Below are 25,638 nucleotides of genomic sequence, written 5' to 3' on the forward strand. Positions count from 1 at the left end.
TGTATAAGCTACGGATTGCTCCGTGCTTCGCACTCCCGCAATCCTACAAATCTGAGCATTCTCGAGCCGCTTTTGCGTCTCTCCATGCTCAGACTTGTTGCCTTCGAAATCACAGTCAGGCTCTTACACACGCTCCGCGTGTGACGATCCTGACTGCGTTTTCGAAGAGCTTATACAGTCAGTAGTTTCCCAGGAGGCGAAGTCCGACTGCTTCGGCTTCGAGGCCGCGGAGTGCGTTCTTTACCGCAGGATCGCTGAGGTTTCCTTCAAAGTCGATGAAGAAGCGGTATTCAAAGGGTTTCTCCGGAATCGGCCGGGATTCGATCTTGTACATGTTCAGTCCGTTGTAGATGAAATGGGAAAGCATGTTGTAAAGGGTTCCGCAGGCGTGCGGTACGCCGAAACATACACTCATCTTCTGCGCAGTACGGACGAAGCGGCGGCTGTGGGAGATGATGATGAATCGGGTGGAGTTCTTCTCCTTCGATAGCCCCCCTTCCTTCAGGATCTGAAGGCCGAAGTATTCTGCCGCGGAACGGCTGGCGATGGCTGCCTGGTTCTTCAGTCCCTCGCGGGCCACCTTCTCGGCTGCCATTGCGGTATTCAGTACATTCTGCTGCTTCCAGTCCGGGTGTTCGCTCTGCAGATACTCCCTGCACTGCGCGAGTCCCTGCGGGTGGGAATAAACAACGTCGATGTCATCGATCGTTGCCCCGGGAAGTCCCATCAGCATGTGATCGATCTTCAGCACCTGCTCTCCGACAATATAGTTGTTGTATTCCAGGAGAAGATCATAGATGTCCGATACACTTCCCGCCGTCGAATTCTCGATCGGCAGGACTGCGAAATCCGCCTCTCCATTTGTCACAAGCTCCATCGCCTCTTTCCAGGTTTTTACATGGGTGCTCTCGATCGTATCATCAAAGAATTCCTTCATCGCCTCAAAGCTGTACGCTCCGTAGACACCCTGAAAGACAACCCGGGCATTGTGAAAATACAGATGATCCATCAGCGCGTAATCCGCCGGAAGGGTAATCCCGTTCTCGGTCAGAAGCTGATACTGACGCTTCCGGCTGATTGCCATCAGCTGCTCGAAAAGTTCCCGCACACCCCTTCTGTTGAATTCCGAATGAGCCAGACCAGACAGATTTTGCAGTTTTTCCTGTTCTCTCTTGCCGTCAAAGACTTCCTTCCCGCTCTTGATCTTGTAGTCCGCGACTCCTTCCACAAGCTTCATACGTTCCTCAAAGAGGCGGACGATCTCCTTGTCCGTCTTGTCGATTTCCTCGCGATAATGATCCAGTTCTGACATGCTGATAATTCTCCCGTTTGTTCTTAGTCAATATATTCTGATTTGATTTATCCGATCTGTTATTGCCAAAATGTTGCCACGGCTTGTTTACATTACAGCTTTGCACGATAATTTTCCAGCACATGAAAAAATCCTGCCAAATATACTGTTTCTCCATCTACTCTGTAGATGAACACATAATCATACTTCTCCAATGTCAATTTCCGGTATTCCTTTGATTGCAGATATGGATCTTCGCAGAAAGCAAAAGATTCTGCCATTTTCTCAAGCAGATCATATGCGTGTTCAATTTCATCTAAAACCGCACTCGCCGCGGAAGGATCTCTCAAAGTATTGACAATATAGCTGATACATTTGTGAATCTGATGCGCTGTATGTTCGGGAATTTCGAGCTTATAAGCCATAACTCTTCCTCTCATCAGACAATGCTTCTCTGGCTGCTCTGGTTCTTCCGGTCCTAATCTGGTTTTCTGAAATCTCCAGTTCACGGTAGAGCTGCTCCTTCTGATATGTCTCCTCGAAGGCCTCCATGCTCATCAGCACCATATCGCCGTATCCATTTTTCGTTACGAAAATAGGATCCGGACTCTTATGACACATTTCAGAAACTTTCGCTGTATCTTTCAAATCTTTAATAGGAATGATCTGTGGCATATAATCACCTCCGTTCTCCATCAGTCATGTCTTATTTATACCATAATTATGGCTTTTTCGCAACGTTATCTGCAACGTTGAGTCATTTCACAACAAACACTTCTTTCTGTTTCACGGAAATTCTCCCAATCAGCAGGAATGGCAAGAACATGAGCGAAAGGGCAAGCCGACTGCCACTCAGTCAAGCCTGCCCTATGTAATCTATCTCTTCCTGCCCTGTGCGATCTTTTTCTTCCAATCGTCAGATATGCGCCTGCTGTTTCGTCTCTTTCTCAATCTCCGGATCCCCCAGCAGATAATTGATGTATTGCTGTGCGGTTCTTCCGGAGATTCCTCCATGGGTGAGTTCCCACTTGTTGGCGCCGGCCTTCAGCTCTTCGTCCGACAGCCTGATGCCGTTCCTTCTCGCCAGGCCGATGACAATCTTGAAGAAATCCTGCTGACCCGGTTTTGTGAATCCGATAGTGACACCGAAGCGGTGAACCAGCGACAGCTTTTCCTCCATGGTATCTGACTTGTGGATTCCATTGTCGTTCACAACATCGTCGCGGTCACTCCAGGTTTCCTTGATCAGATGTCTCCGGTTCGAGGTCGCATAGATCAGAACATTTGCCGGTTTTGTCTCGACACCGCCCTCGATGACTGCCTTCAGGAATTTGTACTCGATCTCAAATTCCTCGAAGGACAGGTCATCCATGTAGATAATGAACTTGTAGTTCCGGTTCTTGATCTTCGCGATCACATTCGACAGATCCTTGAACTGATGCTTGTAGATCTCGATCATGCGCAGACCGTCCGGATAGAACTCATTGACAATTGCCTTGATGCAGGTCGATTTTCCGGTTCCGGAATCGCCATAGAGCAGGCAGTTATTTGCCTTTCTTCCCTCTACGAAGGCCTTTGTGTTATCCACCAGCTTCTTCTTCTGGATCTCATAGCCGATCAGATCATCCAGCATCACCTTCTCCATGTTGTTGATGGCGTGGAAGGTGACATCGTTGTTCTCATCGGAAGCAATGCGGAACGCCTTGTTCAGGCCGAACATTCCGACTCCGTAATCCCGGTAAAATCCGGTCACCGCATCAAAGAACTCATTTTCGTCCCTGGCCTGCTCCAGCTTCTCACTGAGCGTCCTGACCTTTTCGCTGACATTCTTGTTGTACATCAATTCCGGCTTCACGATGGCCTTGTAGTCCAGAATTCTCGAGAAGCAGTCGATGCCGAGTTCCTCCTCCAGCCAGCTGAAATCATAATCGAAGAGCTCCTTGTAAGCCTTGAAGTCATTTCTCGCGAAATAATTGACACTTCCGTCGCTTGCGCCGACCTTCTCGCAGGTCAGACTGAAGGAGTTCTCATCCGTGATCAGCCGGAAGGTCAGATAATTGTGCCAGAGGTTCTTGTCAAAAGCGTAGTCCGTCGCGATATTCAGAATCCTCTTCACCTCATGAAAGCAGCGTGTGCGAAGCACATCCTTCGACTGCGTTTTCTCCCGCGCGTTCCGGCAGATATCCCCCATCTGCGCGAGAATACAATCCTCCGGGATGCTTCCGTATATCAGTAATTTTGAAATAATGTGATCCATAGTCTCCTCCCCAGAATAATCTTCCGTTCTCAACTGCTGTCTTCGAAAAGCGCAGTCCGTTTCCCGCGCATTTCCCTGCATTGTTGCTTTCGGAATCGCAGTTTGTTACCTGCGTCTCATGACAATGCTGCCTTCGGAAAGCGTTCTTTACTGTCAGTCTCTCCGATGTCCGTGATACTTCTCCTCGCAGTACTTGCAGCGGTATACCGCATGCTCCGGATCCGTCAGGATGAACACCTGATCCAGCCCCTGTTCGATGGATGTGATGCATCTGGGGTTCTTGCATTTGATGACGTTGCGGATCTCCTTCGGAAGACCGAGTGCCTTCTTCTCGACGATCTCTCCATGCTCAATGACATTGATGGTGATGTTCGGATCGATGAATCCGACAATGTTCAGATCCAGCTGATCGACAGGGCACTCCACCTTGATGATGTCTTTTCTGCCCATCTTACTGCTTCTGGCATTCATGATCATCGCGACGCAGCAGTCCAGCTGATCCAGTCTCAGGTCATGATAGATGGTCATCGCCTTGCCGGCTTTGATGTGATCCAATACAAATCCCTGCTCGATAGAACCTACATTCAGCATTTATTTTACCTCCAGCTCAAGAAGCGTGAACATCAGTGCCATTCTCATATACATACCCCAGTACACCTGTTTGAAATAAGCGGCTCTCGGGTCGTCATCGACATCGACCGAGATCTCATTCACACGCGGAAGCGGATGAAGCACATACATATCCTTCGGCGCAAGCTTCATTTTTTCCTCATTCAGGATGTAGAAATCCTTCATGCGGATGTAGTCATCCTCGTTGAAAAAACGCTCCTTCTGCACCCGGGTCATGTAGAGGATATCGAGCTCCGGAAGCGCATCCTCCAGACGGATCACTTCCTTATATTCAATGTGGTTCGGATCCAGATGTTCCTCCTTGACATACGACGGAAGCTTCAGCTCCTCCGGCGAGATCAGCACAAAGCGGATGCCGGGATAACGCACCAGAGCGCTGATCAGCGAATGGACGGTGCGGCCGAATTTCAGGTCGCCGCAGATGCCGACAGTCATGTTTCCAAGTCTTCCCTTGGTCTGGCGAATCGTCATGAGATCCGCGAGCGTCTGCGTCGGGTGCTGATGGCCTCCATCTCCCGCATTGATGACCGGAATCGAGGATTTTGCCGCGGCCACCATTGGAGCCCCTTCCTTCGGATGACGCATCGCGCAGATATCTGCAAAACAGCTTACAACGCGGATGGTATCCGCCACGCTCTCTCCCTTTGTAGCGGAACTGGTATTGCCCGAGTGAAATCCGATGACGTTTCCGCCCATATTCAGCATGGCCGTCTCAAAACTGAGCCTTGTTCGCGTGCTGGGCTCGTAGAAAAGAGTCGCCAGCTTCATACCATCGCAGACATGCGCGTACTTCTCCGGATTCTTCTCCATATCCGCCGCAAGCTTCATGATATGCTCGAGCTCCTCAACAGAAAGATCCAGCGGTGACATGACATGTCTCAGATTCTTCAACTGTCTGTGCATTATAAGCCTCCTTAAACGTAAGCTAAATAAATGACAATGGCTACTATGGCACCACAGCCGGATAAGCTGCGGATTGCATTCGAGTTATTTTACCGCAAATGCATATGTGGAATCAAGTGAGACAAAACAAAAACCCGCAGTCGCTTCTCCCCATCCCGGGGAAAAACGCTGCGGGTTGTTCTTACTTTCGGTCATCGACGTCTTCCTCCGTCGCTGTCCCGTCTATGATTTCCTGACCATTCTCGTCATAATGCGGGCGCCCGGTCATCTCATCCTCAAATTCATCCTCCGCACGGCGGAACTCCTCCGCCGCGTCGTGGACCTCAGAGGCAAAATCCGCGGTGCGCTTATGAAAGACGAAGCCGCAGATCGCCGCGTAAATCATCGCCGCCCCGGCAACCTGAACCAGTACGGAGGTCAGCCGCATCGGATGGAACAGGAATACCACACCGAGAATAAGTGTCACGATTCCGCCGATCAGACAGAGATACCATCTGTCGTCATGAAAGGTCCGGAGCGTGCTCATCTCCACAAACTGACCGCAGGCATACGAAATCAGGATCACGGCAAATAGAATTCCAGCAAAGGCCGCAATCACATCCGGCCTCGCTAAAATAAAAATTCCGAAAGCCGCAAGGATGACACCGCCGGCCAGCGCGCCAGCCGCCACAGGTTCACCGCGCATATTGATATAGCTGGCGATCAGCAGCGCTCCAATCACGATCATCGCCACACCGAGCAGTCTGCAAATCACAAACAGCGTGCTCTCCGGCCGCACCAGCAGAAAAATTCCGACGATGAGCAGAATCAGCGACCAGATATTGACCGCGAGCAGCTTCTTCTTGATATTTTCTCCAAGGTTCCTGAACATGTTCTCTTCCTCCTGCAGTATCAAGATGTGCGTATTGGGTTCATTTCCGTGTGCACTATGCCGCGTCACAAAGCCTGAAACATCGCGCTGATATTATTCCCGCGAAACGCTCCACTCTTCAAGCTTATGGTAGACGGCTGAAACGGGAAGTCCAACTACATTATAGTAATCGCCTTCAATTTTTTCTATATATCTGGCGAAAATACCCTGGATCCCATAGCTGCCTGCCTTGTCCATCGGATCCCCCGTCTCGACATATTCCCGGATTTCTCTGTCCGTGAGCCGACAGACATATACTCTTGTCCGCACGGAAAAGGTTTCCTCTCTCTGTATTTCACCCTTCTCCACCTTCGCAAGAGTCACGCCTGTATAAACGTCGTGGCTTCTTCCGGAGAGACTTCGCAGCGTCTCCGCTGCTTCCTCCGGACTCGACGGCTTCCCGAGAATATCCGCGTCACGTACAACGATCGTATCGGCGCCAAGTATGATGCATGCAGAAAGTTGTGATTTGTCGGGATTTAGTATTTCGCCGGCGACATCCTCTGCCTTTCGTCTTGAGAGGCAGCGCACCACCTCGTCCGGTGTTCCGTTGCTTACCTTCTCGTCCGCGTGGCTCGGAATCACCTCGACCGAAAAGCCCGCCTGATGCATCAGTTCCAGACGCCGCGGAGATCCTGAGGCAAGAATAATCCGGGGCATAACTCCCCTACTTTCTGATCTGATATCATTTTTCCTCATTTCATCCCTCACTTCAATTCTCACAAAAACACGCTCTGAAAAAAGCATTGTTTCCATGAATTCAAAATTAGCCGCCAATTCAAAAACAGCAAAAATCTCTGAAAATAAAAAGACTTTGTTTCTATGGATAAAAAATAGTGTGATCATCTCTCACTATCCTTCATCCATTATGAAACAAAGTCTCTGAAATCTCAACCACAATTGACTGCAAGCAGGACGATAAGCCGGGTTATGTCGCGTACGGTCATCTATCTGTGTCCTGCCGTTGCCGGCAGGCTCAAGCGACCTACCTGAAGACGTGACGGGCAGCCACATTGCCTTCTGTTCGGTCTTGCTTCGGATGGGGTTTACATGGCATCCCCTGTCACCAGGGGATCGGTAGTCTCTTACACTGCCTTTTCACCCTTGCCCTTGTATCCTTACGGAGCCAGGGGCGGTATATCTCTGTTGCACTTTCCCTGAGGTCACCCTCGCCGGACGTTATCCGGCACCCTGCCCTGTGAAGCCCGGACTTTCCTCAGCCGGCACCTTTCGGCCCGCCGGCCGCGACCGTATGTCCTACTTGCAGCCAATCTTGATTATCTTACCACAAAACAAGCAAAAGTACAGGACTTTTTCAGGGCATCCTTATCTGATCTCAGTTTTGGACTTTTTCAGGATATCCTTATCTGATCTCAGTTTTGGACTTTTTCAAATGAATAATGGTATCTCAAATATTCTGTTAACCTTTAACAACGAACTTATCCGTTCTGATTGTCTGGAGAATTTTCTATAAGCAAGCAGCGGACCGCTACTCGCTGGGTCCCATCTGCTGAACAGGTGAATAACGTCATATCCCAATCTCCAGTGCACATTTCTTTTATATCCTTCGGTTTTATAGTCTCAAACCACCCGACTCGATATTTTCTTGTTACTCCGTTCACGTCTGTAAATTCAATGAGACTCCCTGTAGGCAGTGTTTTAATTTTTGTAAAATGACGCAAGTAATTGTGACCTGCAATAACAAGATTATTTTGATAATATGAGCCAGCATAATGCCCTGGAGATTTTTTCAGTCCTTCATAACTCCAGGAAGCCATCACTGGAAGTTTGAGATTCAGGGATGGGACGGCCAGATATCCGATATACAAATCCCCGTCAATTTCCACCGTGGGCATCGAAAGATTTTCACTTTCTCCGTCTTCCAGATCTTCCATACCGGATCCATCCTCCGACAATGTAGTCTCGGAGATAACCTTTTCCAACTTTTTCTGTGTTTTATTCGCCCTTTTACCAGCAATCTGCCCAATATAAAAATACACGGCGGCAAGAATAGCCGCCGTAATAAGCACGAGAGTTCCGACCGTAATCAAGATGACTCCGACATTTTTCTTGGTATTGACTTGTTTCTTCAGCTTCATGTTAATGTATTCTCCGCCTGAGGATCATTCCAAGAAAAACCAGAAAACCTCCTGATAATATCAAAACAGCCACAATCCACCATCTCTGCCCGGTTTGCGGAAGTTCACTCCCATATCCAGAAGGCACAATCTCATTTTTTTCTTTCTCTTTTTTTTCTTTCAATGTGTTAACAATATGATAAATTCCCGTTCCGTCCGATGAAATTGTCTTTGTAACGGTCATTGAATATCCTTCAGGGACTGTCTGTTCTACAACCTTCCAATCATGATTTGCCGGAAGGTCCGTCCAGGTATATCTCCAGTTTCCAGATGCGTTCAATGTGACGCTTCCATACTCTTTTCCATCACAATACAAAACCGCTTTTACAGAATCCGGTCTATTCTTTTCTGAACCGATATCCTGCCATGTCTTCACCGCCTGTATTCTCGTCGGAAGTGATTCAGAACTGTACTTTACCTCTGTCCTAACATCATACGATATTGCAGACGCCGTACTGCTTTCATCTGCCAGCTGAGGAAGTGTTAATAGTGAAGAGAGCGGTGTATAGGATACTCCCTGATATTCAACCGGATCCGCTGACACAAGATAAAGTCCCTGCGGAAGATTTGAGAAAACAAGAGTTCCATTATCACCGATTTTGCCAATACACCTCTTGTCTCCATTCATATACGGTTGAATTTGGTATTGGGTGACGATAGAATCAAGTGTTTCAGAAGCTGCCCTCCAGTCTGTCTGTACATCCAGAGCAACTGGAAATTGCGCCTCCTCTAAAACTGTACCACCTATAAAATCCGGGCTTACCTTGTAGGATACAGTTTCATACCGCGAATCCATAATCAGATCGGCAACACGATAAAGGCGAAACTCTGTTCCAACAGCCGGATAGGAAATCGTCAATGTACAAGAGCGTGTCAGATCCGCAGGATTAGTATTATCTGCATATCCTTTTACAGGAAAACAAAGGAAGACAAAGCACAATAACAGAAAGAGAAACATACATACACTTCTGTGCTTCGCCCGCCTGCGCCGAGACTGAAATAAAAGACCAGACTGATCACTATGGTAACCCGACCATTCTGATTTTTTTCTCTTTTCACTCATGGTTATTTCCTCTCACAATAGTTTACTTTATCCCAAACGGATCTTTGTCCTGCTTTTCTTCCGGAAATTTGTAAATATCCTCCGGATTCATCGGAAGTCTTCTTCTTACCAGCCCTGCTATCAAGATAAATAACAGGAAAAACACTATTCCGAGTGCCAGTGCAACGGTAACCTGTGGGATCTGTGTTGCGTCTGCAGGTATATGAGCAGTCTCATCTGTCTCAGTAGTTACACGATGCCCTCTCACAAGAAGCCTGTGCGTATTAACTCCATATGGGGTGCATGTCACAAGTGTGCAAAAATCTTCTCCATTAGTTACTGCCAACGATGAAATGTCGTCCGGGAGAACAATCTGAATCTGATCAACCTCGTATGTAAGAACCTGATCAAGTACATGTAACCGAAAAGTGTCTCCAACCACCAGTTTATCCAGTTGGCTGAAAAGTTTTGCATTTGGCATTCCCCGATGTCCTGACAGAACAGAATGCGTGCTTTCTCCTCCTACCGGAAGAGATGTTCCCTCAAGATGTCCGATTGCAATTCGAAGCGCACCCTCATCTGTTCCATGATAAACCGGAAGCATACATGAAATCTTTGGGATCTCCACATATCCCATAATACCGGTACCCGTTACATCCAGGAGAGAATTGTATTCTTTCTTCTCTTCCTCGGACAGTGTAAGACTGAAGGGACGGGCGGCAATCTTTGCATTGTACTGCTGTGCCGCTTCTCTCATTTCCTCATATTTTGTCTGGTCCATATCTGCTACAGCCTGCTGATAATCAGCGATCATCCTTGTCTGATGACGTTGATTCCAGGCATTGCTGACAAACGGATAAAGTACCAACCCCAGGCCGGTGAAAAAGAGCAGCAACAGGATGATTGTCAGCAGGCGGCTCCGGCGGTTTTCCCTTCTGTCTACATTTTTCGTTTTATCTCCACCGAGCCGCATCTTCCTCTGTTCCATCCTCCTACCATCAACCGCCTGTTCTTACAGGCGGCCTCTTTTTTCTATTACTTTTCTCTTCTTCTCGAACGTCTTCTTGCAATCAGCGTCAGTCCAGCCCCAGCCGCAAGAATACCGCCTACAAGATAAAACAGCTGTGTTCCCCTGCCACCGGTGGAAGGAAGCGTACCTCCCTTTTCATTCTTAACAGTAGCAGACAGAAGGTTTTTAGAATCACCTCCCGAATTATCCCATGCAAAAATGATGTCATACACATTAGCACCATCAACTTTAACCTCTCTTAGACTCGGATCATCTGAAGTCACCTCATGATCAGCTGTGATTGTGAAGCTGATGGGTCTGGTCAGTCTGTTGTAGCCGTCAGGCGCCGCTGTCTCTGTCAACTGATATTCACCAGCATCCAGCCCTGTCCAGGTAAACGTAGCATTAGCATCATCTGTAGCAAGCCTCTCGACTTCTTCATAAGAATTACTTCCGGGTTCTTTATGCTTTAACGTGAACGAGGCCCCGCTAAGTGCCTCATTTTTTTCATTCACTTTACTGATCTTCAGACCATAGGTGAACACCTTCACCTTATCCTCTGGGGTCTTTCCTTTCTTACCTCCCTGATTTATATTCGGGTTATTAGAATAGATCAACGAAACCTTGTTGGCATTACCAGTCTTTCCGATGACAGCATTTTCATTTAATGTAGCGCTATACTCAAAACTCACGCTTTCTCCCGCCGCAGCATCCGTAATATTTGTCAGATTATCGATTGTGATCGTAAGAGTGTGAGTATCTTCATCCCATGCAACTGTATAGTTTTCCTTGGGATATGAATTTCCCTCATTCAGTCTTGAAGAATCCGTTTTATCGCCGATATACATTTTAATGCTAGAAAGATCGGGCGTGAATCCAGGACCCATAACATCCACAAATTGCATATAATAACTCTTGTTGTTCACATAAGCTTTATAGTCTGACGGCAGAACCGCTGTCAGCTTAAAAGGAACATTATCGCCAATGTCATAATCAGCCGAATCCTGCCAGGACCCTAATGTTCCGTCTGACTGCTGATCTTTCACCTTTTTCTGAACAGTAGGCACATCAGCTTTTCGGTTTACAGTTACATTACCAGCAACATTCAGTATGAAACGAGTGTAGGCATCAACGGTGGTACTAGTACTATCATCAGCTGTAGTGTCAACAATCAAGTAGTAGCCCCCGCTAACCGACATGGTATAAGTTCCATCACTATTCCTTGTAGAAGTAGTTGTCTCCGCATTACCCAGCCAACTCGGGTTAGTAGCAAACAGCTGGGAAAAAACATACGGATCCTTTGGTGCATTATCCGGACCTGTTGTTGTTTGAGCCAGAATCCTAGCAACTCCTTCTGCAGATGTAACATTGTACAGATTCTGCAGTCCTGTTTGTCCATCAGAAGAAACACCTGACCCCCATTGAATATCTGATAAGGTATCACCTGTGCTATTTACCGTTCCAGAAAAAATCTGGTATGCTGCATAAGTATGTCCCTCCGGAGTCCCTTTGATGGTAATGCTATACTGTGTTGTGTCAGCTGTGGCTGACACTGCCGCCATCGGCACCATAGCCAGTGCCAGAAGCAGCGCTGCTGTCAATCCAACCAGTCGTCCGAAAAACCCTGTTCTGTGCGGTTTCTGTCTCATTCTGTCATTCTCCTTGTTATTTTTGGTAGATCTCCTGCTAATGCAATTCATATGTTTTGGATTCCTGTCCCCATCTCTTGCTCTGTTCGAGCGAATAGTCTTACTTTTGATGATCATACTGGTGGTCTCCTTTTCCGGTAGTACAGATACAGAAGCGCCACAGCCGACATGAATGCTCCTCCTCCCATAAGGTACGGCCATGTGCCGATTCCTCCGGTATTCGGAAGTTCTTCATATGGCATGACATTCACAATATTCGTATACTGATCCGGTGAATCCGAGGTGAGCTTTAATATACTGCCATAGGTATCATACTGTACCTGGAAATACCTTCCATTAATCTCTGACTTGGATCCGTCTCCGATTGGCTGTCCATTTGCATCCAGCTCCCGAACCACATAAGTTTTTCCGTTGCCATTCTCGTCCAGAAAATCCAGGCCCGTAAACGTTGCCGGATTTCCCTGGATACCGACATTCTTTCCGTCCGCCCCGCGTGCATAGGTCACTGTCGCGGTTTTCAGAAGCTTTCCCATCTGACCGCTGTTATATTCATACAGACCGAACGTGTAGGTCCCCTCCACCGGAGTTCCATCCGTATCTGATTCATATGCGCGAAAATGCTTATTGACCGTGATAGTTCCCTTCCGGTTATAAGCTGTCCTCAAATAACTGCGATCCGATGACCACACATAAACATTGGAAGGAATCGTAAGCTTATTTCCATTGCTGTCCAATAGCTGTCCTTCATCATTTGCTCTCGCCACGACAATGTACATAGGTGTGCTGTCCAGCACATAGCCTTTCGGAGCCTTTGTTTCCTGCAACTGATAGATCTGATTAAACTTGAGATCGTGTGACTTCCTGTCAATGCTGTCGTCTGCACTCACAAATGTTGATACCAACCCCTCTCCGGAAAGAGAATTACTTCCACCTCCAAAGGTCAGAAGCCCTTTTTCGTTGATCAACTTGTCTTCACTATTACTACTATAATACGTATACGTTCTTGCCGACCGAGTATTCTTCATTTCTTTAAATTCGGATGCATTATACTCAGATGAGTCTGTCCCGTAGGAAGTGATTCCGCTCCAGGAATACCCCGTTTTCACCACTTTTCCACTGGCATCCATGGTCACCTCTGTCAGCGTATACTCGGCTCCTCCCAGCGCTATAGACGTATTTGTCGCGTCCAGTTTTCTTACACTAATGTCCGGCAGGCTATCCGTTGAAATACTTGCTTCAGCAAGGAACTTATAAGATCCTTCCACCTGGTTGCTGCTGGAGTTATAATAGCCGCTCCAGCTGGCGGAATTGGAAACATTCACCGTATCGTTTCTTCCGACCCGCACCGTAGCGTCATAGGTGATTTTCAGGTGCAGATTGTCCGGAATCGTAATCAGTACCGTCTGCCCGGTTACCTGACCGGAATCATCCTTTGTTTCCTGTACCTCGATACGGTACTGACCCTCCGACAGCACATCTCCCTTCTTGTAGGTTTTTGTATTGCCACTTTCATCGGTCAATGTACCGGCATCCGCCAATGTAATTTTCACTGTCGTTGGATCGATGATCAGGTACTGGTTCATCATATCCTGCAGTGTGATTGTAGATCCTTCTGGATTTAGATCCTCCGAATAATTATTCACCTCCAACTCGAAAGGAGCAGACACATTAGAGAAACCCTCATTGCCATTTGAGTCTGTGGTTTTTGTCCCCGTGAAAGTTTTTGTCAGCGTTTTTCGGATAATGGTCTGGGTAGCCGTATCCTTGTATGTAATTCCATCCTTCGTAAGCACCTGGGCTTCATTGCTCAGCGTTACTGTTGCCCCGCTCTGAAGCACTTTTTCATCCGTCACCTTCGTCAGAACCAGGAAGGTTGCATGGTATACAGTTGTACCCCCCGCCTGAAGTCCTGTCAGCTGCATCCGGATTTCCCTCGTTGATGGGTTCCAGTAATAGATGTTAGTATACATTGCTCCTGTTTTACTGCCGGTGTCTACAGTAGCCGTATACTCTTGGTATGAGTTGAATGTTTTTTTCACCCAGTTTCCGTCGCTGTCAAGTCCTGGAATATCAACCGTTTTCGGAAGCGCACCATCTGCTGTGCTGTAGCCTGTCCCAACTCTCCAAAATCGCACGTAACCAGGATCCAGTCCTTCTGGAAGAATGTCTGAGACAGTTGCCGTCCCGGCAATATCTCCTGCCACGTTTACAGAAACCGCCCAAGCTGCCCAGGTTCCATTTCCACTCGCTATGGCACTTGCTTCAGGAGTCGAATTGTAATTATCCTTTCCAGAGCGTAAATAATCTGTTGATATATCACCGGTTCCCAGACCTCCGCTCAGCGTAGGATTACCTGTTGATGCCGTTCCATCCGCGCTGATTCCCCGGATCGCACTGGAAGTCAGGATAAAGGTGCCAAGGGCGTTTTTCTGTACACCCGGTGTTTTAGTGACGGTCATGCTGGCATCCATGACATGAGAATACGATGAATCATTTGCATTTTTATAATAGATACCGTTTTCAAAATTCTGAGCTCGCTCCAGCGGATTATAAGACTTTCTTGGAATTGTCCGGAAGATAATGAGAACTTCTTCGTTACTGCTAAGATTGATTGCCTTATTAAAGGTAACCGTGGCTGTCCTTGTACCAAACTCATCCGAATTAATATCATTCCTGTAAACAGCATCTGCACGAATTCCATTGGAGGTATCCACCGTAAAGTAGGAACTGTCAAGAAGCTGCAGACCCAACGTTGTTTTCTGATCGATAACAGATTGCATGTCATTCAGGGCAAGTGCACGATCCACCGCATCTTCTGTCCCTCTGTACACGCCACTGACCGCAGCGTAAGGAAAATACATGGTTTTTTTCGTTTTGGTAAGTTGGCTGTAATCATCCTGAATCTGTACTCCACTGGCGATATTTCCTTTCACAATGACAGCCCAATATGCCATTCCTCTTGCACTTTGAGCTTGATTATCATACGTTATATCGCTCGGCTGTGCTTCGGTGGAGAAGGAATAATACCATGGTTGTTTCTCTACCGAAAGCGACGCACTGCCGGACACCTTGACAGTGACAGATGCCGATACCCCGTCAATCGTATATTTTTTCCCGTTCGGTCCTGTCACGTCTCCTGAAAGCATAAAGGTATTCGTCACACTGGTGCTGGTTATCTCGTCGGTGCCTGACTCCTTTGCGTAGTAGGTAAGAACATATGCCTGACTGCCGCTCAGTCCCAGATCGGTGGCTTTCAGAGAAAAAGAAGAAGATCCGTCGATTTTATACCAGCGGGTAGCGGAAGGCGTCTGATCCGTTATTTTAGTCAGAACTGCTTTGTCCGTCTGCCCGGACAGTCCATCAATTCCATTGTAGGCATCGACCTGCACATAGCCGGTAAACTGAAGATACTTGGCGCTTAAGGTATCTCTCATGGTTGCTGAACTGGTATCCCAGTCCCCTGCCTCATTGACAAGCACCTGATACTTACGCGAACCGACGGGAACACTAAAGGATGTATCTTTAGAAGATTCGACAGCCCCGGATGTCGTGTCCAGCTGATAAACAGATCCCTCAGTCATGGTTACCTGCTTTTCTGCATCAACCCGCTCTCCTACAAGCTTACGATCCCACTTCTTGGAAGCAAGGGTCTCGTTATGATTGACAAAATTCAGTCTCTTATTTCCGTTGTTTCTACTTGTATCGGAATACACCGAAAATTGGTTGCTTACCGTATAACCTCCGGAAGCTGCCTTCTCTGCGTAAATCTCATACGGAACCACATAGTTGTAAGTAAGTATATATGTCTCCCCAGGAGCCAGACTCGCGAGCACATAAGAGAACTGATCCTGTCCGTTCGTCGTGGTAAAAGTAACATCGTTCATAGGCACTTTATTCTCAGGAGAAACTGACGTTCCCTTGTACAGACAGAAGGAGTTCTCATCATACTCCGTTCCTGTCATATTTCCATACTCAGTTATTAGATCATGCAGCTGCAGATTAGTCAGTGTCCAGTCATTATCACGGTTACCCGTAATCGTTATTTTATAAGGGATTGTGATCTTACCCTCTGACGGATTGTAGTTCACATTTCCGTTCAACGTCTTTCCCAATGTTACACCCGCTGTCGGTGTATAGGTATTTTTTGATGTTCCGTGAGCATAGGTCTTAGAATACCCCTTAGCTGTATTTTCCAGCGTACCAAGGGACTGCATGCCTGTATATTCGTTCTTTACCTTTACCCAGTAAGTCAGCGTACGCACTTCACCGGACTTCATTTCGCCGATCTTCCACACTAATGTACCAGGCGTAGGATTTGTCGTTGAAGTTCCGGGAACCGGAGAATCCGCTGTCGCAGCTTCCGCGGTTATATAAACCTTTCCTGCCCCTGCATGCGCTTCGGAGCCATCTGTGACAGTCTCTGTAACAACATCCGTCAAGCTTTTATCATCCGTTGCGATCTCCTGTGTGGGTATCCCGACATACGAATCAATATAGTTTGCATAAGCGGTAAAGGCATCTGTCACCGCCACATCTGGCATGGAATAGCCATTGCCTCCCGCCTGTACCTTCAGCTGATATTGAAGGTAATACTGGCCGTCATCCTTTTGGACCAGTTTGCTGGTAATCCTTGATTTTGTAACTGTCAGGTTGCCATACTGTGCCTCCAAATCGTTTGCAAATCGGACCGTAATGTTCGAATCCCCCAGCGGTATTTTCATCTGTTGGTTTTCATCCTTTTTCGTCCAATCCAGTGATGCAGTCACAATGGCACTACCGCTACCTACACTGTCAAATCCGGAGATTTTTCCCTCAAGCCATGTCAAGTCAAAGGAAAAATTCAATTGATTACCGCTTACCGAAAGTTTGCCGACCCGCTGTGAATCCTCTGTGATTGTCCCTTCGCTGGTGGTTGCGATTCCTGTAAACTGCTCTGGTAGCGTCAGAAATGCCCTTCCTCCTGCATCATGAAGATTTTGAAGAGGAATGTTATTAAATTCAACGGTTATGCGCACCTGGGTGTCCGGTGTCAATCCATCTGTATGATCACTCAATGTCTGCCATTGATCCGAGCTGTTATTACGGTACTCCAGCTTTGAAACTGTTGTATTATAATGTCCAAAATCTATAGGAGATACCGCATCTGCCGCAGACGCCATAAGTGTCTGTCTGGGGGCAGATGATAAAGCGCTCTGATCTATGTTTTTCTCCTCTTCTGTCTCTGCAGATGCCTCCGGTATAGGTGTCGATTTTACTTCCGCAGAGTCATCCTGCTCATGATACTTTTCATTATCAGTACTTGGGGATGACAACGATGAAACAGCTTTTGTATCTTCGGATTCTTCAGCTTCTGTCTGCGTAGTTTTCTGTGCAGTAGTAGTTAAAGCGCCCATCTCCTTTGTGTCCGCATTTTGGGCTTCCTCCGTCTGCTGCATTCCAGTATCTTCGCTCATCGCGGCAGCTGGATATATCAAAGCGGAAATGGTGAGAATCATCACGGTCAGTGCAAGAATCGTTCGCAGCCATCCTGGCTTTTTATGAAAAGAATGTTTGTTTTTAAATCTCATGATATTATCTCTCCCTGAAAAAGCGATTATCAAGCGTTATCATTTTACATTATGAACATTTAGACTGATTCTGGATTATATGAAATTCAAGAATTCTTTGCTAACTGCTTGATGAAACCAAATCTGCGAAACGGCCAAATTCTAAATGCAATTTTCCCTACAATCTGTTCCTCAGGGATACAGCCGACCACCGAACTTCGTGAATCAATTGAAACGCTTCTATTATCACCCATTACAAAAATAGAATTATCAGGGACCTGATAGGGAAGTGAAATGTCACAATTTCCAAGTGCTCTATCCGAAAGATAAGGTTCCACCAATGTCGTGCCATTGACAGAAACAGTTCCATCGTTCGTGATATCTACCCAGTCACCGGGTCCTGCAATGACTCGCTTAACCAGTATTTTATTGTTATACCAGAAACATATCAATTCTCCCTGTTTCCATTTTCCATTCTTGACAGAAACAACAATATCTCCTTCAGATAGTGTCGGGCTCATAGAATCACCATATATGTGAAGCACGGGAAACCATAAAGTGGCAAGCAAAACTCCTACTGCCACAGCTAAAATAAGTATATAAAGTAAGCTGCGAAAACTATGTACATACCGCTGCCTATACTTTTCCTTAGCAATTTCCACACGAAGAGAATCAACAGACGGCATCTGTTCTTTCAGTTTTACTTTCTGGTCTTTCAGCTTTGCTCTCTGCTTTTTGTCTACATTGTTCTCTGAATATAAATTCAACTTTTACCAGCTCCATCTATATCTGATTATCGGAATACAAGCCGCCATCTCCTAAATTGATTTTGCAGACCTTTATTTTCTAATTCTTATTCGAACAGTCTTCTGTTTTTTCACGTATGCTGTCTAGAAACTGTTTTGCCGCCGCATCTGCATCCTCAAAAATATGATTTAACGCAAGTGCAGCTTCTGCCATACTCCCTGCTTTGCTAATACAAATTCTGCGATCTTCAAGCTTACATTTTAATTCCTGCATCTTTATTTCCTGTTGACGCATCTCTTCTCTCAATCGTTCATTTTCTTCGCGCTCTGCCAGAAGCAATTCCAGTAAATCCAATCTCCGAAGACGCCGAAGGTCATTCCTGCTCATTTCTCCTTTTTTCTGAGAAACTTTTTCTTCCGCCACTTATCCAATATCCTCTCTAAACTCTGATTTTCCGTTTTATGTCAGATGCTCTTTATTTACCAATTGTATTGTAACTATTTAAAGTTTTACCTGATTACTTTCTAGAATATGATCCACAATATAAAAATAGGAATTATTTCTATTAAGATTTTATATCACAAATAAAAATGAAAGTAAACACATTCTTTTATCGAAAACGTTTTTGATATCTCATCGTATTCTCAGTCTTCCATCTTCCCGCTGATCCACCGCAGCATAAATCCCAGCGCATCCAGGCATGCCGCGATCAGAATCAGCGCAATGGTCAATGTGTGATCTCCGTATATGAGCAAATTTATATTCCAGATTGCAGCGCCGATCACGATAAACAGCGCTCCAAAAAGGCAGATGGTGCCGATCGCCATGAGAATGTATCCTGAGATTCTTATGATTTTTTTCATACGTCGAAACAGCTCCCTCCTATGAATTCTCTGAGTATGGAGTTCACCGGCACGCTTTCCGAGGGCGTCCCGAGGAAATAGTCCAGAAACTTCAGCAGCCGTTTTGCCTCCAGATATTCCGGAGCATCCTCCGGCACCTGGAACAACAGCGGCTCGGCATAGATCTTCAGAACAGAAAGCTCATAGATCAGCGCCGAATTGTACATCACATCCGCGTTCTCCTGGTGGGGAAAAATATATTTTTCCTCGCCTCTTCGAACCGACGGCCATCTGCGAATCGTCTCCAGAGCGTCGGTTCCCCGGGTCCGGTAATCGCGGACAATGCGACGGAGCAGGCGGCCGTCGGTTGTCGAGATCGGGTTGTGGTCGTCGATATTCAGCTGGGTCAGGGCACTGATATAGACACGGTACACACAGTCCGCCGGCAGGTGCTCCGACAGCTTCGGATTGAGTCCGTGAATCCCCTCGATGACCAGGATATCCGAATTCTTCATCTGCAGCTTCTGACCGTGATACTCCCTCTGGCCGGTCAGGAAGTTAAAGTACGGAAGCTCCACCTCTTTTCCATTCACCAGATCACTCAGTACCTCGCGGATCAGCTCCAGATCGTAGGCCTCCAGGCATTCAAAATCATAATCTCCATTCTCATCCCTCGGGCAGTACTGTCTGTCGCGGTAAAAATTGTCGAGACTGATGGGGTGCGGGGTCAGCCCGTGGGCAGTAAGTTCAATCGACAGCCGGCGGGAGAACGTGGTCTTGCCGGACGATGACGGACCGGCAATCATGACAAACTTCACATTGCCCCGCTTCCGGATGTCCTGCGCAATGTCAGACATCCGGCTTTCCTGAAGTGCCTCCGCCACCAGCAGCTTATGTTCAATATCTCCTCTTGTAATTGTATCATTCAGGTCCGCCACCGACTGGATTCCCATCCGCGAATTCCAGTCTTCTGAAAGCGACTGTACCTTGAAAAGCTTCGGGAAGGGTGTATATGGGCGAACATGGTCCGGCTCGTCATGCTTCGGATAGACCAGAGCCACCCCGTCCTCATAGCAGCAGACATCAAATACCTTCAGGCAGCCTGTGCCGGGTACCATATAGCCATAGAAATAGTCCTGATAATCGCCGAGCACATACAGGTTCACCGTAGATACTCTGCGGTATTTCAGAAGTCTTTCCTTGTAGGCGATCCCCTGTTTCCGGAAAGAACGGATCGCGTCATAGGTGGATAGTGTCTTTCTGCAGATCGGAAGGTCCTCTTCCACCAATTCCTGCATTCTTTTCTTTACCAGAGAAGTAAATTCCTCATCCGGTCTCTCCTCTCCGCTGAAGGTGAAGTAATATCCGTTTCCATTTGAAAAATTCAGCGTGATCCGGATATCCTTTCCCGGATTGCGCCTCTTCTCCACATCCAGAACCGCCTTGTTGAAGAGCAGATTCAGGCTTCTGCGGTAGGTCGCCATGCCGATCTGATCCCGGATCGTGAGTGGCTCGACCACGCAATCCTCCTTCACGGGCCGGTTCAGCTCCTGAAGTCTTCCGTTTGCCAGAACCAGCAGAACCGGAAGGTTATCCGGGAGCGGGTGTGCTCCGATAAAATCGATGTAACGAGTGCCTTCGGTTACCTCGAAATGCTTTCCCTGATATTGAATCTGAAATGTTCCTGACATATAAATCTCCTCTCAGTCACTTACCATCTGCCTGAAGATCCATCGCTAATGTAACAGATGTAAATCCGATGAGTGCGATGTGTACGGATAAAATAAGAAAGCAACGGGCGGAAATACTCTGTGAGATTTGCCAGAGCATTCCGCCTTTTTTCTTTTTCCTTATCTTAATTATCTGCTCAGATCACCGTGAACGGCGGAATGATCTTCGCGCCGCGGACTTTGCACTCCGGAAACAGCTTGGTCAGCTTCTTCACCATGTAATCGATGAAGCAGTACTCTGTGCCGTAGTGTCCCGCATCGATGATATACAGTCCTCTTGCCATCGCGTCAATCGCGCTGTGGTAGTCCACATCCCCGGTCACGAGAACCTGGGCGCCCTCGTCGATTGCCCGGTCAATCAGACTCTTGCCGGACCCGCCGCATACTGCCACACGGCTCACCAGCAATCCGTCATCTCCGGATTCTTCCTCGGTTTCCTCCAGTTCCTTCAGACCATAACAGCGCACGGTTGAGAGCCCGAAGGCACGTCTGACCGCCACAGAAAAATCATACAGTGTCATCGGTTCTTCCAGATCGCCGACCCGTCCGATTCCCTCCTCGACGCCTTCATTCTCGCGTGTAACGTCAAGAACATGCGCATTCTGCAGGTTCAGCTGATTCTCGTTGAGCTCCGCCATTCCAAGGACGTCGAAATTCGTGTGCATCGCGTAGCAGTTCACATCGTTTTCAATCAGGGTAAGAATTCTTCTGCCGATGAAGCTGTCGTCGTTCACCTGCTTGATGCTGTGAAATAAGAGCGGGTGATGCGTGATCATAAGGTCCGCTCCCCACTCCACGGCTTCCCGGATCGTCTGTTCCGTCGCGTCCAGGGCGACAAAAATCTTCCGTACTTCACGGTTTCTGCGACCCACCTGCAGTCCGGGGTTGTCCCATTCTTCCGCGCAGGATAACGGATATCCCTGTTCCAGTCTCTGAATAATCTCTTCACATCTCATATCTGCTGTATGCGGCCAGAAGCAGCCGCAGTTCCTCCTTTACTTCCTGAAGTCTTTGCATGGAATTTCCGCTGCCTGCCGCCGCGAGCCTTCCAGCGATCTGCTCGTTGACCTGAATCTGCCACGCGAGATACTTTCTCAGGATCGGATCCCTGCGCCGGAGCAGAACCGGGCCAAAGTGCACCTCCATTTCACTGAGGACTGCCGGAGAAGACGGCTCAAGGTGCCCTTCTATCTCATTATGTGTTGCCGGAGAAGACGGGCGCTTTTCTGCCTTGATGATCGGGTAGTATTTTCCGTCCTCAAAGATCATTCGTTCATCTGTGATCGCGAATCCGATCTCCGAAAGGAGCCGGCGGACCTTGTCCACCTCCGACTGCGGTTCCAGAACCAGCTCTTTCAGGGACGCTGTGGTTGCCGGATGCGCCGTCAGGATGCGGCAGATCAGCATGCCTCCCATCCCCGCAATCACGGCCGTGTCCGCTTCCCCCGGCTTCAGCTTTTCCAGACCGTCCGAGATTCGCAGCTCGATCCGGTCCGAGAGTCCGGCGCCGTTCACCGTCTCCTGTGCCCTGGCGAGCGGTCCTTTTCGCAGATCCATGGCAATGGCAGAGGCCACAATTCCATTTTCCACCAGGTACACCGGCACATATCCATGATCCGTTCCGATATCCGCCGTCCTGCTGCCCGGCGTCACCAGGGAGGCCACCGACAGCAGCCGCTCTGACATTTTGTTGATGATCGGTGTATTCGTCAAGATAATCCTCCCGCCTCTTGTCTCTGATCAGTATATCCGTCCGGATAATCCCTTCAGTGTTCTTCTGCTGACTGGTATATCAGTCCAGATAATCCTTCAGCTTTCTGCTTCGGCTCGGATGACGCAGCTTCCGGAGTGCTTTCGCCTCGATCTGCCGGATTCGCTCACGGGTGACGTTAAATTCCTTTCCGACCTCCTCGAGGGTTCTGGCTCTTCCGTCATCGAGGCCGAAGCGGAGCCGGAGAACCTTCTGTTCCCTCTCGGTCAGCGTTCCAAGCACCTCTTCCAGCTGCTCCTTCAGCATCGTGAAGGCAGCCGCGTCTGCGGGCACCGGAACATTATCGTCCTGAATGAAGTCTCCCAGATGGCTGTCTTCTTCCTCGCCGATCGGGGTCTCGAGAGATACCGGCTCCTGTGAGATCTTCAGGATCTCACGCACACGGTCCACCGACATATTCATCTCCTTCGCAATCTCCTCCGGCGTAGGCTCTCGGCCGAGTTCCTGCAGCAGCTGGCGGGAGACGCGGATCAGCTTGTTGATGGTCTCTACCATATGTACCGGAATACGGATGGTGCGGGCCTGATCGGCGATCGCTCTCGTGATAGCCTGGCGGATCCACCATGTCGCGTAGGTTGAGAATTTATATCCCTTCCGGTAATCGAACTTTTCTACCGCCTTGATCAGACCGAGGTTTCCCTCCTGAATCAGATCCAGGAAAAGCATGCCGCGGCCTACGTATCGCTTCGCGATGGACACAACCAGACGGAGGTTTGCCTCCGCCAGGCGTTTCTTCGCGTTTTCATCGCCGTCCTCCATCCGCTTGGCGAGCTCAATTTCCTCATCCGCGGTCAGAAGCGGCACCTTTCCGATTTCCTTCAGGTACATCCGGACCGGATCCTCGATGCTGACGCCCTCCGGAACCGTGAGATCGATGTTCTCAACATCGGTATCCTCGTTATCGTCCTCTCCCTCCTCGCTGAGGAGGAGCATGTCGTCATTCGGCTCCTCATCCTCACTCTGGATCCGGAGAACATCGATGTCGTGATCCTCCAGATATGCCACAACCATCTTGATCTGTTTCTCGTTGAGGTTCATTTCCTTGTAATACTCGACGATCTCCGTGTATTCGAGAGCGTTTTTCTTCTTCTTGGCTACCTCAATGAGGCTTTTGGTTTTTTCCAGCAATTTCTTGTTATCTGCTTCCATGAACATTCTCCTATGAAAAAATATTTTCCGGCAGTCCTCTTGCCCGAAGCTGATCGAGCTTTTTTCTCTCATCCATGATCTTCATGAATCCCTGCATATCCGCGGGGTCCAGCTCATCAGCTCTCTTGTCGATGCTCTGCCGCTTCATGCGGCAAAGCACATCGAAAAGCGCCTTCTTGCGGTCTGCCGGACTGTCTAGTGTGATATCTGTGTTGAAGAGAGAGGCGGCCTCTGTCTGCTGCGCGCTGTCCTCGAAATGATTGATGATGGCGGCCGGGCTTATTTTGCCCTTCGCTCCCTGTTCCCAGACCATCTCCGCGACCTCCCGGTACATCGGGTTGGTAAAATCCGCAGGTGACAGATAGTCCTTCAGCCGTTCCAGAAGGTCCGGCTGTCCCGCAATCCAGGTGAGCATCAGCTTCTGTTCCTTGTCCGCCGGAGCCGCTGCCATGGCTGCCTTCTGCCTTCGCGCATCGGTGCTCTTCGGCGGCCGGATCTCAGTTCTTCCCACGCCCTTCAGCGCCTCCCGGTTGATCTGCGACACCAGCATGCTCTGCTCGATGTGATATTTTCTCGCGATTGCCTCAGTGTAACTGTTTCTCTCAATCTCATCCTCGATCTCGAGAAGCATGGCCGCCACCTCGTGAAAAAATCTGCTTCGCTCGCCGGGATCGTTCATGTCATAATTCTGTTCGGTCATGCGGACCATGAAGAGGAAGCTGTTCTCCGCCTCCTCCAGCCTCTGCTCGAACGCCTCGGCTCCCTCTGCCTTGATGAATTCGTCCGGATCCTTGTGCGGCCTCAGGTTTACCACCTTTGTGGAAAGCCCGGCCGTCCGAAGCATCGGAATCGCCCGCAGAGCCGCCTTCACACCGGCGCCGTCCATATCGTAGATGACCAGAACCTGTTTCGTGAACCGGCTCATCAGCGAGCACTGCTGAGAGGTCAGCGCCGTTCCCAGCGAAGCAACGGCGTTCGTGTACCCCGCCTGGTGCATCGAAATGACATCCATGTATCCCTCACAGATGATGAAGTTCTTCCGGCGCGTCCTTCTCGCCACATTCAGGCCGTACAGATTCCGGCTCTTGTCGAACACAGGCGTCTCCGGGGAGTTCAGATATTTCGGTTTTCCGTCTCCCATCACCCGGCCGCCGAAGCCGATCACCCGGCTGTTCGCGTCCATAATCGGGAACATGACCCGGTTCCAGAATTTGTCTGAAAATCCCCGCTTCTCATCGACATGAAACAGCCCGGATTCCTTTAAAATCCCGTCGCTGTAGCCTTTTTTCTTGAAAAACTGATACAGATCGTTGCTGTATTTGTCGGCATAGCCAAGTCCAAAGCTCCGCATGGTTTCCGCGGTAAGCCCGCGCCCTTCCAGATACCTCAGTCCGGCCTGTCCCGCCGGAGAATGGAGTCTGGAATAATAATACAGTGCCGCCTGCTTATTGATTTCCAGAAGCCTCGACCGCTTGTCCTGCTCTTCCCGCTCCTCTCTCGAATACTCCGCCTCCGGGAGCTTCACGCCTGCCCTGTCCGCCAGAGCCTTGATTGCCTCCTGAAAGCTGTAATTCTCGTATTCCATCAGAAAGGTGTACACATTTCCGCCTTTGCCGCAGCCGAAGCAGTAATACATCTGCTTGTCCCGGCTCACCGAGAAAGACGGCGATTTTTCATTATGAAACGGGCACAGCCCGAAATAATTGCTGCCCCGCTTCTGAAGCTTCACATATTGAGAGATCACATCCACGATGTCATTCCGTTCACGGACATCCTCGATGACCTCATCTGTATATCGCATGATTCCTCAAAAAACCTCCTGTCCGTATCTGACGGTATCACTGTCCGACTGACGATTAGCTATGCAAGCCGCCATACGGGAGATACATCGTGCCGCGGCTTGTATATGACACGGATTGCTGCCTGCTCCGCGCTCCCCGGATCCTGCAGGTATCCGCACTTTGCGCGACCATGCTTCACTGCCAGAGCATTCACTATCTGCCCAGACCAATTGATACACGTAA

The 25,638-nt window shown here is 48.6% G+C and carries 21 protein-coding genes and 1 other RNA gene; all 22 read right to left on the bottom strand.

Annotation, left to right across the window (positions count from 1 at the left end; genetic code table 11):
* Positions 1-178: 178 nt before the first annotated feature.
* The 22 genes from pheA to dnaG all read right to left on the bottom strand — a co-directional run bounded on the left by pheA (position 179) and on the right by dnaG (position 25,415).
* Positions 179-1,312 (bottom strand): prephenate dehydratase, encoded by a 1,134-nt coding sequence (gene pheA, locus ACTQZS_RS13360; RefSeq protein WP_441099963.1) that lies wholly within the window; start codon positions 1,310-1,312, stop codon positions 179-181.
* 92 nt (positions 1,313-1,404) lie between these two features.
* Entirely contained in the window at positions 1,405-1,716 is a 312-nt protein-coding gene (locus ACTQZS_RS13365; protein WP_441476248.1) for a type II toxin-antitoxin system RelE/ParE family toxin, read from the bottom strand.
* The gene (locus ACTQZS_RS13370; protein ID WP_441476249.1) at positions 1,706-1,966 is read right to left on the bottom strand and encodes a type II toxin-antitoxin system Phd/YefM family antitoxin; all 261 of its coding nucleotides are present in this window, start codon (positions 1,964-1,966) and stop codon (positions 1,706-1,708) included. The genes ACTQZS_RS13365 and ACTQZS_RS13370 overlap by 11 nt, the downstream gene beginning before the upstream one ends.
* A 241-nt stretch (positions 1,967-2,207) precedes the next feature.
* Complete coding sequence (locus ACTQZS_RS13375) at positions 2,208-3,548, bottom strand: ATP-binding protein (RefSeq protein ID WP_441476250.1); 1,341 nt, start codon at positions 3,546-3,548, stop codon at positions 2,208-2,210.
* Positions 3,549-3,701: 153 nt separating this feature from the next.
* A complete protein-coding gene (locus ACTQZS_RS13380) occupies positions 3,702-4,139 on the bottom strand; it encodes an aspartate carbamoyltransferase regulatory subunit (RefSeq protein WP_441099959.1) in 438 nt (145 codons plus the stop codon).
* Entirely contained in the window at positions 4,140-5,060 is a 921-nt protein-coding gene (pyrB, locus tag ACTQZS_RS13385) for an aspartate carbamoyltransferase (protein ID WP_441100114.1), read from the bottom strand.
* A gap of 202 nt (positions 5,061-5,262) precedes the next feature.
* A complete protein-coding gene (locus tag ACTQZS_RS13390) occupies positions 5,263-5,952 on the bottom strand; it encodes an HdeD family acid-resistance protein (protein ID WP_441476251.1) in 690 nt (229 codons plus the stop codon).
* 93 nt (positions 5,953-6,045) lie between these two features.
* The gene (locus ACTQZS_RS13395; protein ID WP_441476252.1) at positions 6,046-6,690 is read right to left on the bottom strand and encodes a Maf family protein; all 645 of its coding nucleotides are present in this window, start codon (positions 6,688-6,690) and stop codon (positions 6,046-6,048) included.
* Between the two features lie 204 nt (positions 6,691-6,894).
* An RNA gene (gene rnpB / locus ACTQZS_RS13400) (RNase P RNA component class A) lies at positions 6,895-7,255 on the bottom strand.
* Positions 7,256-7,430: 175 nt separating this feature from the next.
* A complete protein-coding gene (locus ACTQZS_RS13405; protein ID WP_441476253.1) occupies positions 7,431-8,090 on the bottom strand; it encodes a sortase in 660 nt (219 codons plus the stop codon).
* Position 8,091: 1 nt separating this feature from the next.
* Positions 8,092-9,087 carry a Cna B-type domain-containing protein gene (locus tag ACTQZS_RS13410; RefSeq protein WP_441476254.1) on the bottom strand — a complete coding sequence of 332 codons (996 nt, stop codon included), beginning with the start codon at positions 9,085-9,087 and terminating at the stop codon, positions 8,092-8,094.
* 127 nt (positions 9,088-9,214) lie between these two features.
* Complete coding sequence (locus ACTQZS_RS13415; protein ID WP_441476255.1) at positions 9,215-10,159, bottom strand: class C sortase; 945 nt, start codon at positions 10,157-10,159, stop codon at positions 9,215-9,217.
* A gap of 47 nt (positions 10,160-10,206) precedes the next feature.
* A complete protein-coding gene (locus ACTQZS_RS13420; protein ID WP_441476256.1) occupies positions 10,207-11,946 on the bottom strand; it encodes a SpaH/EbpB family LPXTG-anchored major pilin in 1,740 nt (579 codons plus the stop codon).
* Positions 11,943-17,396: a SpaA isopeptide-forming pilin-related protein gene (locus ACTQZS_RS13425; RefSeq protein WP_441476257.1), complete on the bottom strand. Its 5,454-nt coding sequence runs from the start codon at positions 17,394-17,396 to the stop codon at positions 11,943-11,945. Before ACTQZS_RS13425 ends, ACTQZS_RS13420 begins: the two co-directional genes overlap by 4 nt.
* A gap of 86 nt (positions 17,397-17,482) precedes the next feature.
* A complete protein-coding gene (gene lepB, locus ACTQZS_RS13430) occupies positions 17,483-18,142 on the bottom strand; it encodes a signal peptidase I (protein ID WP_441476258.1) in 660 nt (219 codons plus the stop codon).
* 79 nt (positions 18,143-18,221) lie between these two features.
* Entirely contained in the window at positions 18,222-18,545 is a 324-nt protein-coding gene (locus ACTQZS_RS13435; protein WP_441476259.1) for a DNA repair protein, read from the bottom strand.
* 221 nt (positions 18,546-18,766) lie between these two features.
* Positions 18,767-18,985, bottom strand: coding sequence for a hypothetical protein (locus ACTQZS_RS13440; RefSeq protein WP_441476260.1), 219 nt, complete (start codon positions 18,983-18,985; stop codon positions 18,767-18,769).
* Positions 18,982-20,655 carry a nucleoside kinase gene (locus ACTQZS_RS13445; protein WP_441476261.1) on the bottom strand — a complete coding sequence of 558 codons (1,674 nt, stop codon included), beginning with the start codon at positions 20,653-20,655 and terminating at the stop codon, positions 18,982-18,984. The genes ACTQZS_RS13440 and ACTQZS_RS13445 overlap by 4 nt, the downstream gene beginning before the upstream one ends.
* Positions 20,656-20,831: 176 nt before the next feature.
* Entirely contained in the window at positions 20,832-21,650 is an 819-nt protein-coding gene (locus tag ACTQZS_RS13450) for a Nif3-like dinuclear metal center hexameric protein (protein WP_441476262.1), read from the bottom strand.
* Positions 21,640-22,407 carry a tRNA (adenine(22)-N(1))-methyltransferase gene (locus ACTQZS_RS13455; RefSeq protein ID WP_441476263.1) on the bottom strand — a complete coding sequence of 256 codons (768 nt, stop codon included), beginning with the start codon at positions 22,405-22,407 and terminating at the stop codon, positions 21,640-21,642. The genes ACTQZS_RS13450 and ACTQZS_RS13455 overlap by 11 nt, the downstream gene beginning before the upstream one ends.
* 79 nt (positions 22,408-22,486) lie before the next feature.
* A complete protein-coding gene (rpoD, locus tag ACTQZS_RS13460) occupies positions 22,487-23,614 on the bottom strand; it encodes an RNA polymerase sigma factor RpoD (protein WP_441101427.1) in 1,128 nt (375 codons plus the stop codon).
* A gap of 10 nt (positions 23,615-23,624) precedes the next feature.
* The gene (gene dnaG, locus ACTQZS_RS13465) at positions 23,625-25,415 is read right to left on the bottom strand and encodes a DNA primase (RefSeq protein WP_441476264.1); all 1,791 of its coding nucleotides are present in this window, start codon (positions 25,413-25,415) and stop codon (positions 23,625-23,627) included.
* Positions 25,416-25,638: the final 223 nt, after the last annotated feature.

This window comes from Bilifractor sp. LCP19S3_H10 (assembly GCF_052119185.1).
In the GTDB taxonomy this organism is placed as follows: domain Bacteria; phylum Bacillota; class Clostridia; order Lachnospirales; family Lachnospiraceae; genus Bilifractor.

Bases quoted from the DNA above. Each gene is read 5' to 3' on its own strand.
- rpoD (WP_441101427.1), bottom strand. From the start codon at position 23,614: ATGGAAGCAGATAACAAGAAATTGCTGGAAAAAACCAAAAGCCTCATT.
- pheA (WP_441099963.1), bottom strand. From the start codon at position 1,312: ATGTCAGAACTGGATCATTATCGCGAGGAAATCGACAAGACGGACAAG.
- ACTQZS_RS13445 (WP_441476261.1), bottom strand. From the start codon at position 20,655: ATGTCAGGAACATTTCAGATTCAATATCAGGGAAAGCATTTCGAGGTA.
- ACTQZS_RS13405 (WP_441476253.1), bottom strand. From the start codon at position 8,090: ATGAAGCTGAAGAAACAAGTCAATACCAAGAAAAATGTCGGAGTCATC.
- ACTQZS_RS13365 (WP_441476248.1), bottom strand. From the start codon at position 1,716: ATGGCTTATAAGCTCGAAATTCCCGAACATACAGCGCATCAGATTCAC.
- ACTQZS_RS13440 (WP_441476260.1), bottom strand. From the start codon at position 18,985: ATGAAAAAAATCATAAGAATCTCAGGATACATTCTCATGGCGATCGGC.
- ACTQZS_RS13370 (WP_441476249.1), bottom strand. From the start codon at position 1,966: ATGCCACAGATCATTCCTATTAAAGATTTGAAAGATACAGCGAAAGTT.
- ACTQZS_RS13425 (WP_441476257.1), bottom strand. From the start codon at position 17,396: ATGAGATTTAAAAACAAACATTCTTTTCATAAAAAGCCAGGATGGCTG.
- ACTQZS_RS13390 (WP_441476251.1), bottom strand. From the start codon at position 5,952: ATGTTCAGGAACCTTGGAGAAAATATCAAGAAGAAGCTGCTCGCGGTC.
- ACTQZS_RS13375 (WP_441476250.1), bottom strand. From the start codon at position 3,548: ATGGATCACATTATTTCAAAATTACTGATATACGGAAGCATCCCGGAG.
- ACTQZS_RS13410 (WP_441476254.1), bottom strand. From the start codon at position 9,087: ATGTTTCTCTTTCTGTTATTGTGCTTTGTCTTCCTTTGTTTTCCTGTA.
- ACTQZS_RS13450 (WP_441476262.1), bottom strand. From the start codon at position 21,650: ATGAGATGTGAAGAGATTATTCAGAGACTGGAACAGGGATATCCGTTA.
- ACTQZS_RS13420 (WP_441476256.1), bottom strand. From the start codon at position 11,946: ATGATCATCAAAAGTAAGACTATTCGCTCGAACAGAGCAAGAGATGGG.
- ACTQZS_RS13395 (WP_441476252.1), bottom strand. From the start codon at position 6,690: ATGAGGAAAAATGATATCAGATCAGAAAGTAGGGGAGTTATGCCCCGG.
- ACTQZS_RS13380 (WP_441099959.1), bottom strand. From the start codon at position 4,139: ATGCTGAATGTAGGTTCTATCGAGCAGGGATTTGTATTGGATCACATC.
- dnaG (WP_441476264.1), bottom strand. From the start codon at position 25,415: ATGCGATATACAGATGAGGTCATCGAGGATGTCCGTGAACGGAATGAC.
- ACTQZS_RS13415 (WP_441476255.1), bottom strand. From the start codon at position 10,159: ATGGAACAGAGGAAGATGCGGCTCGGTGGAGATAAAACGAAAAATGTA.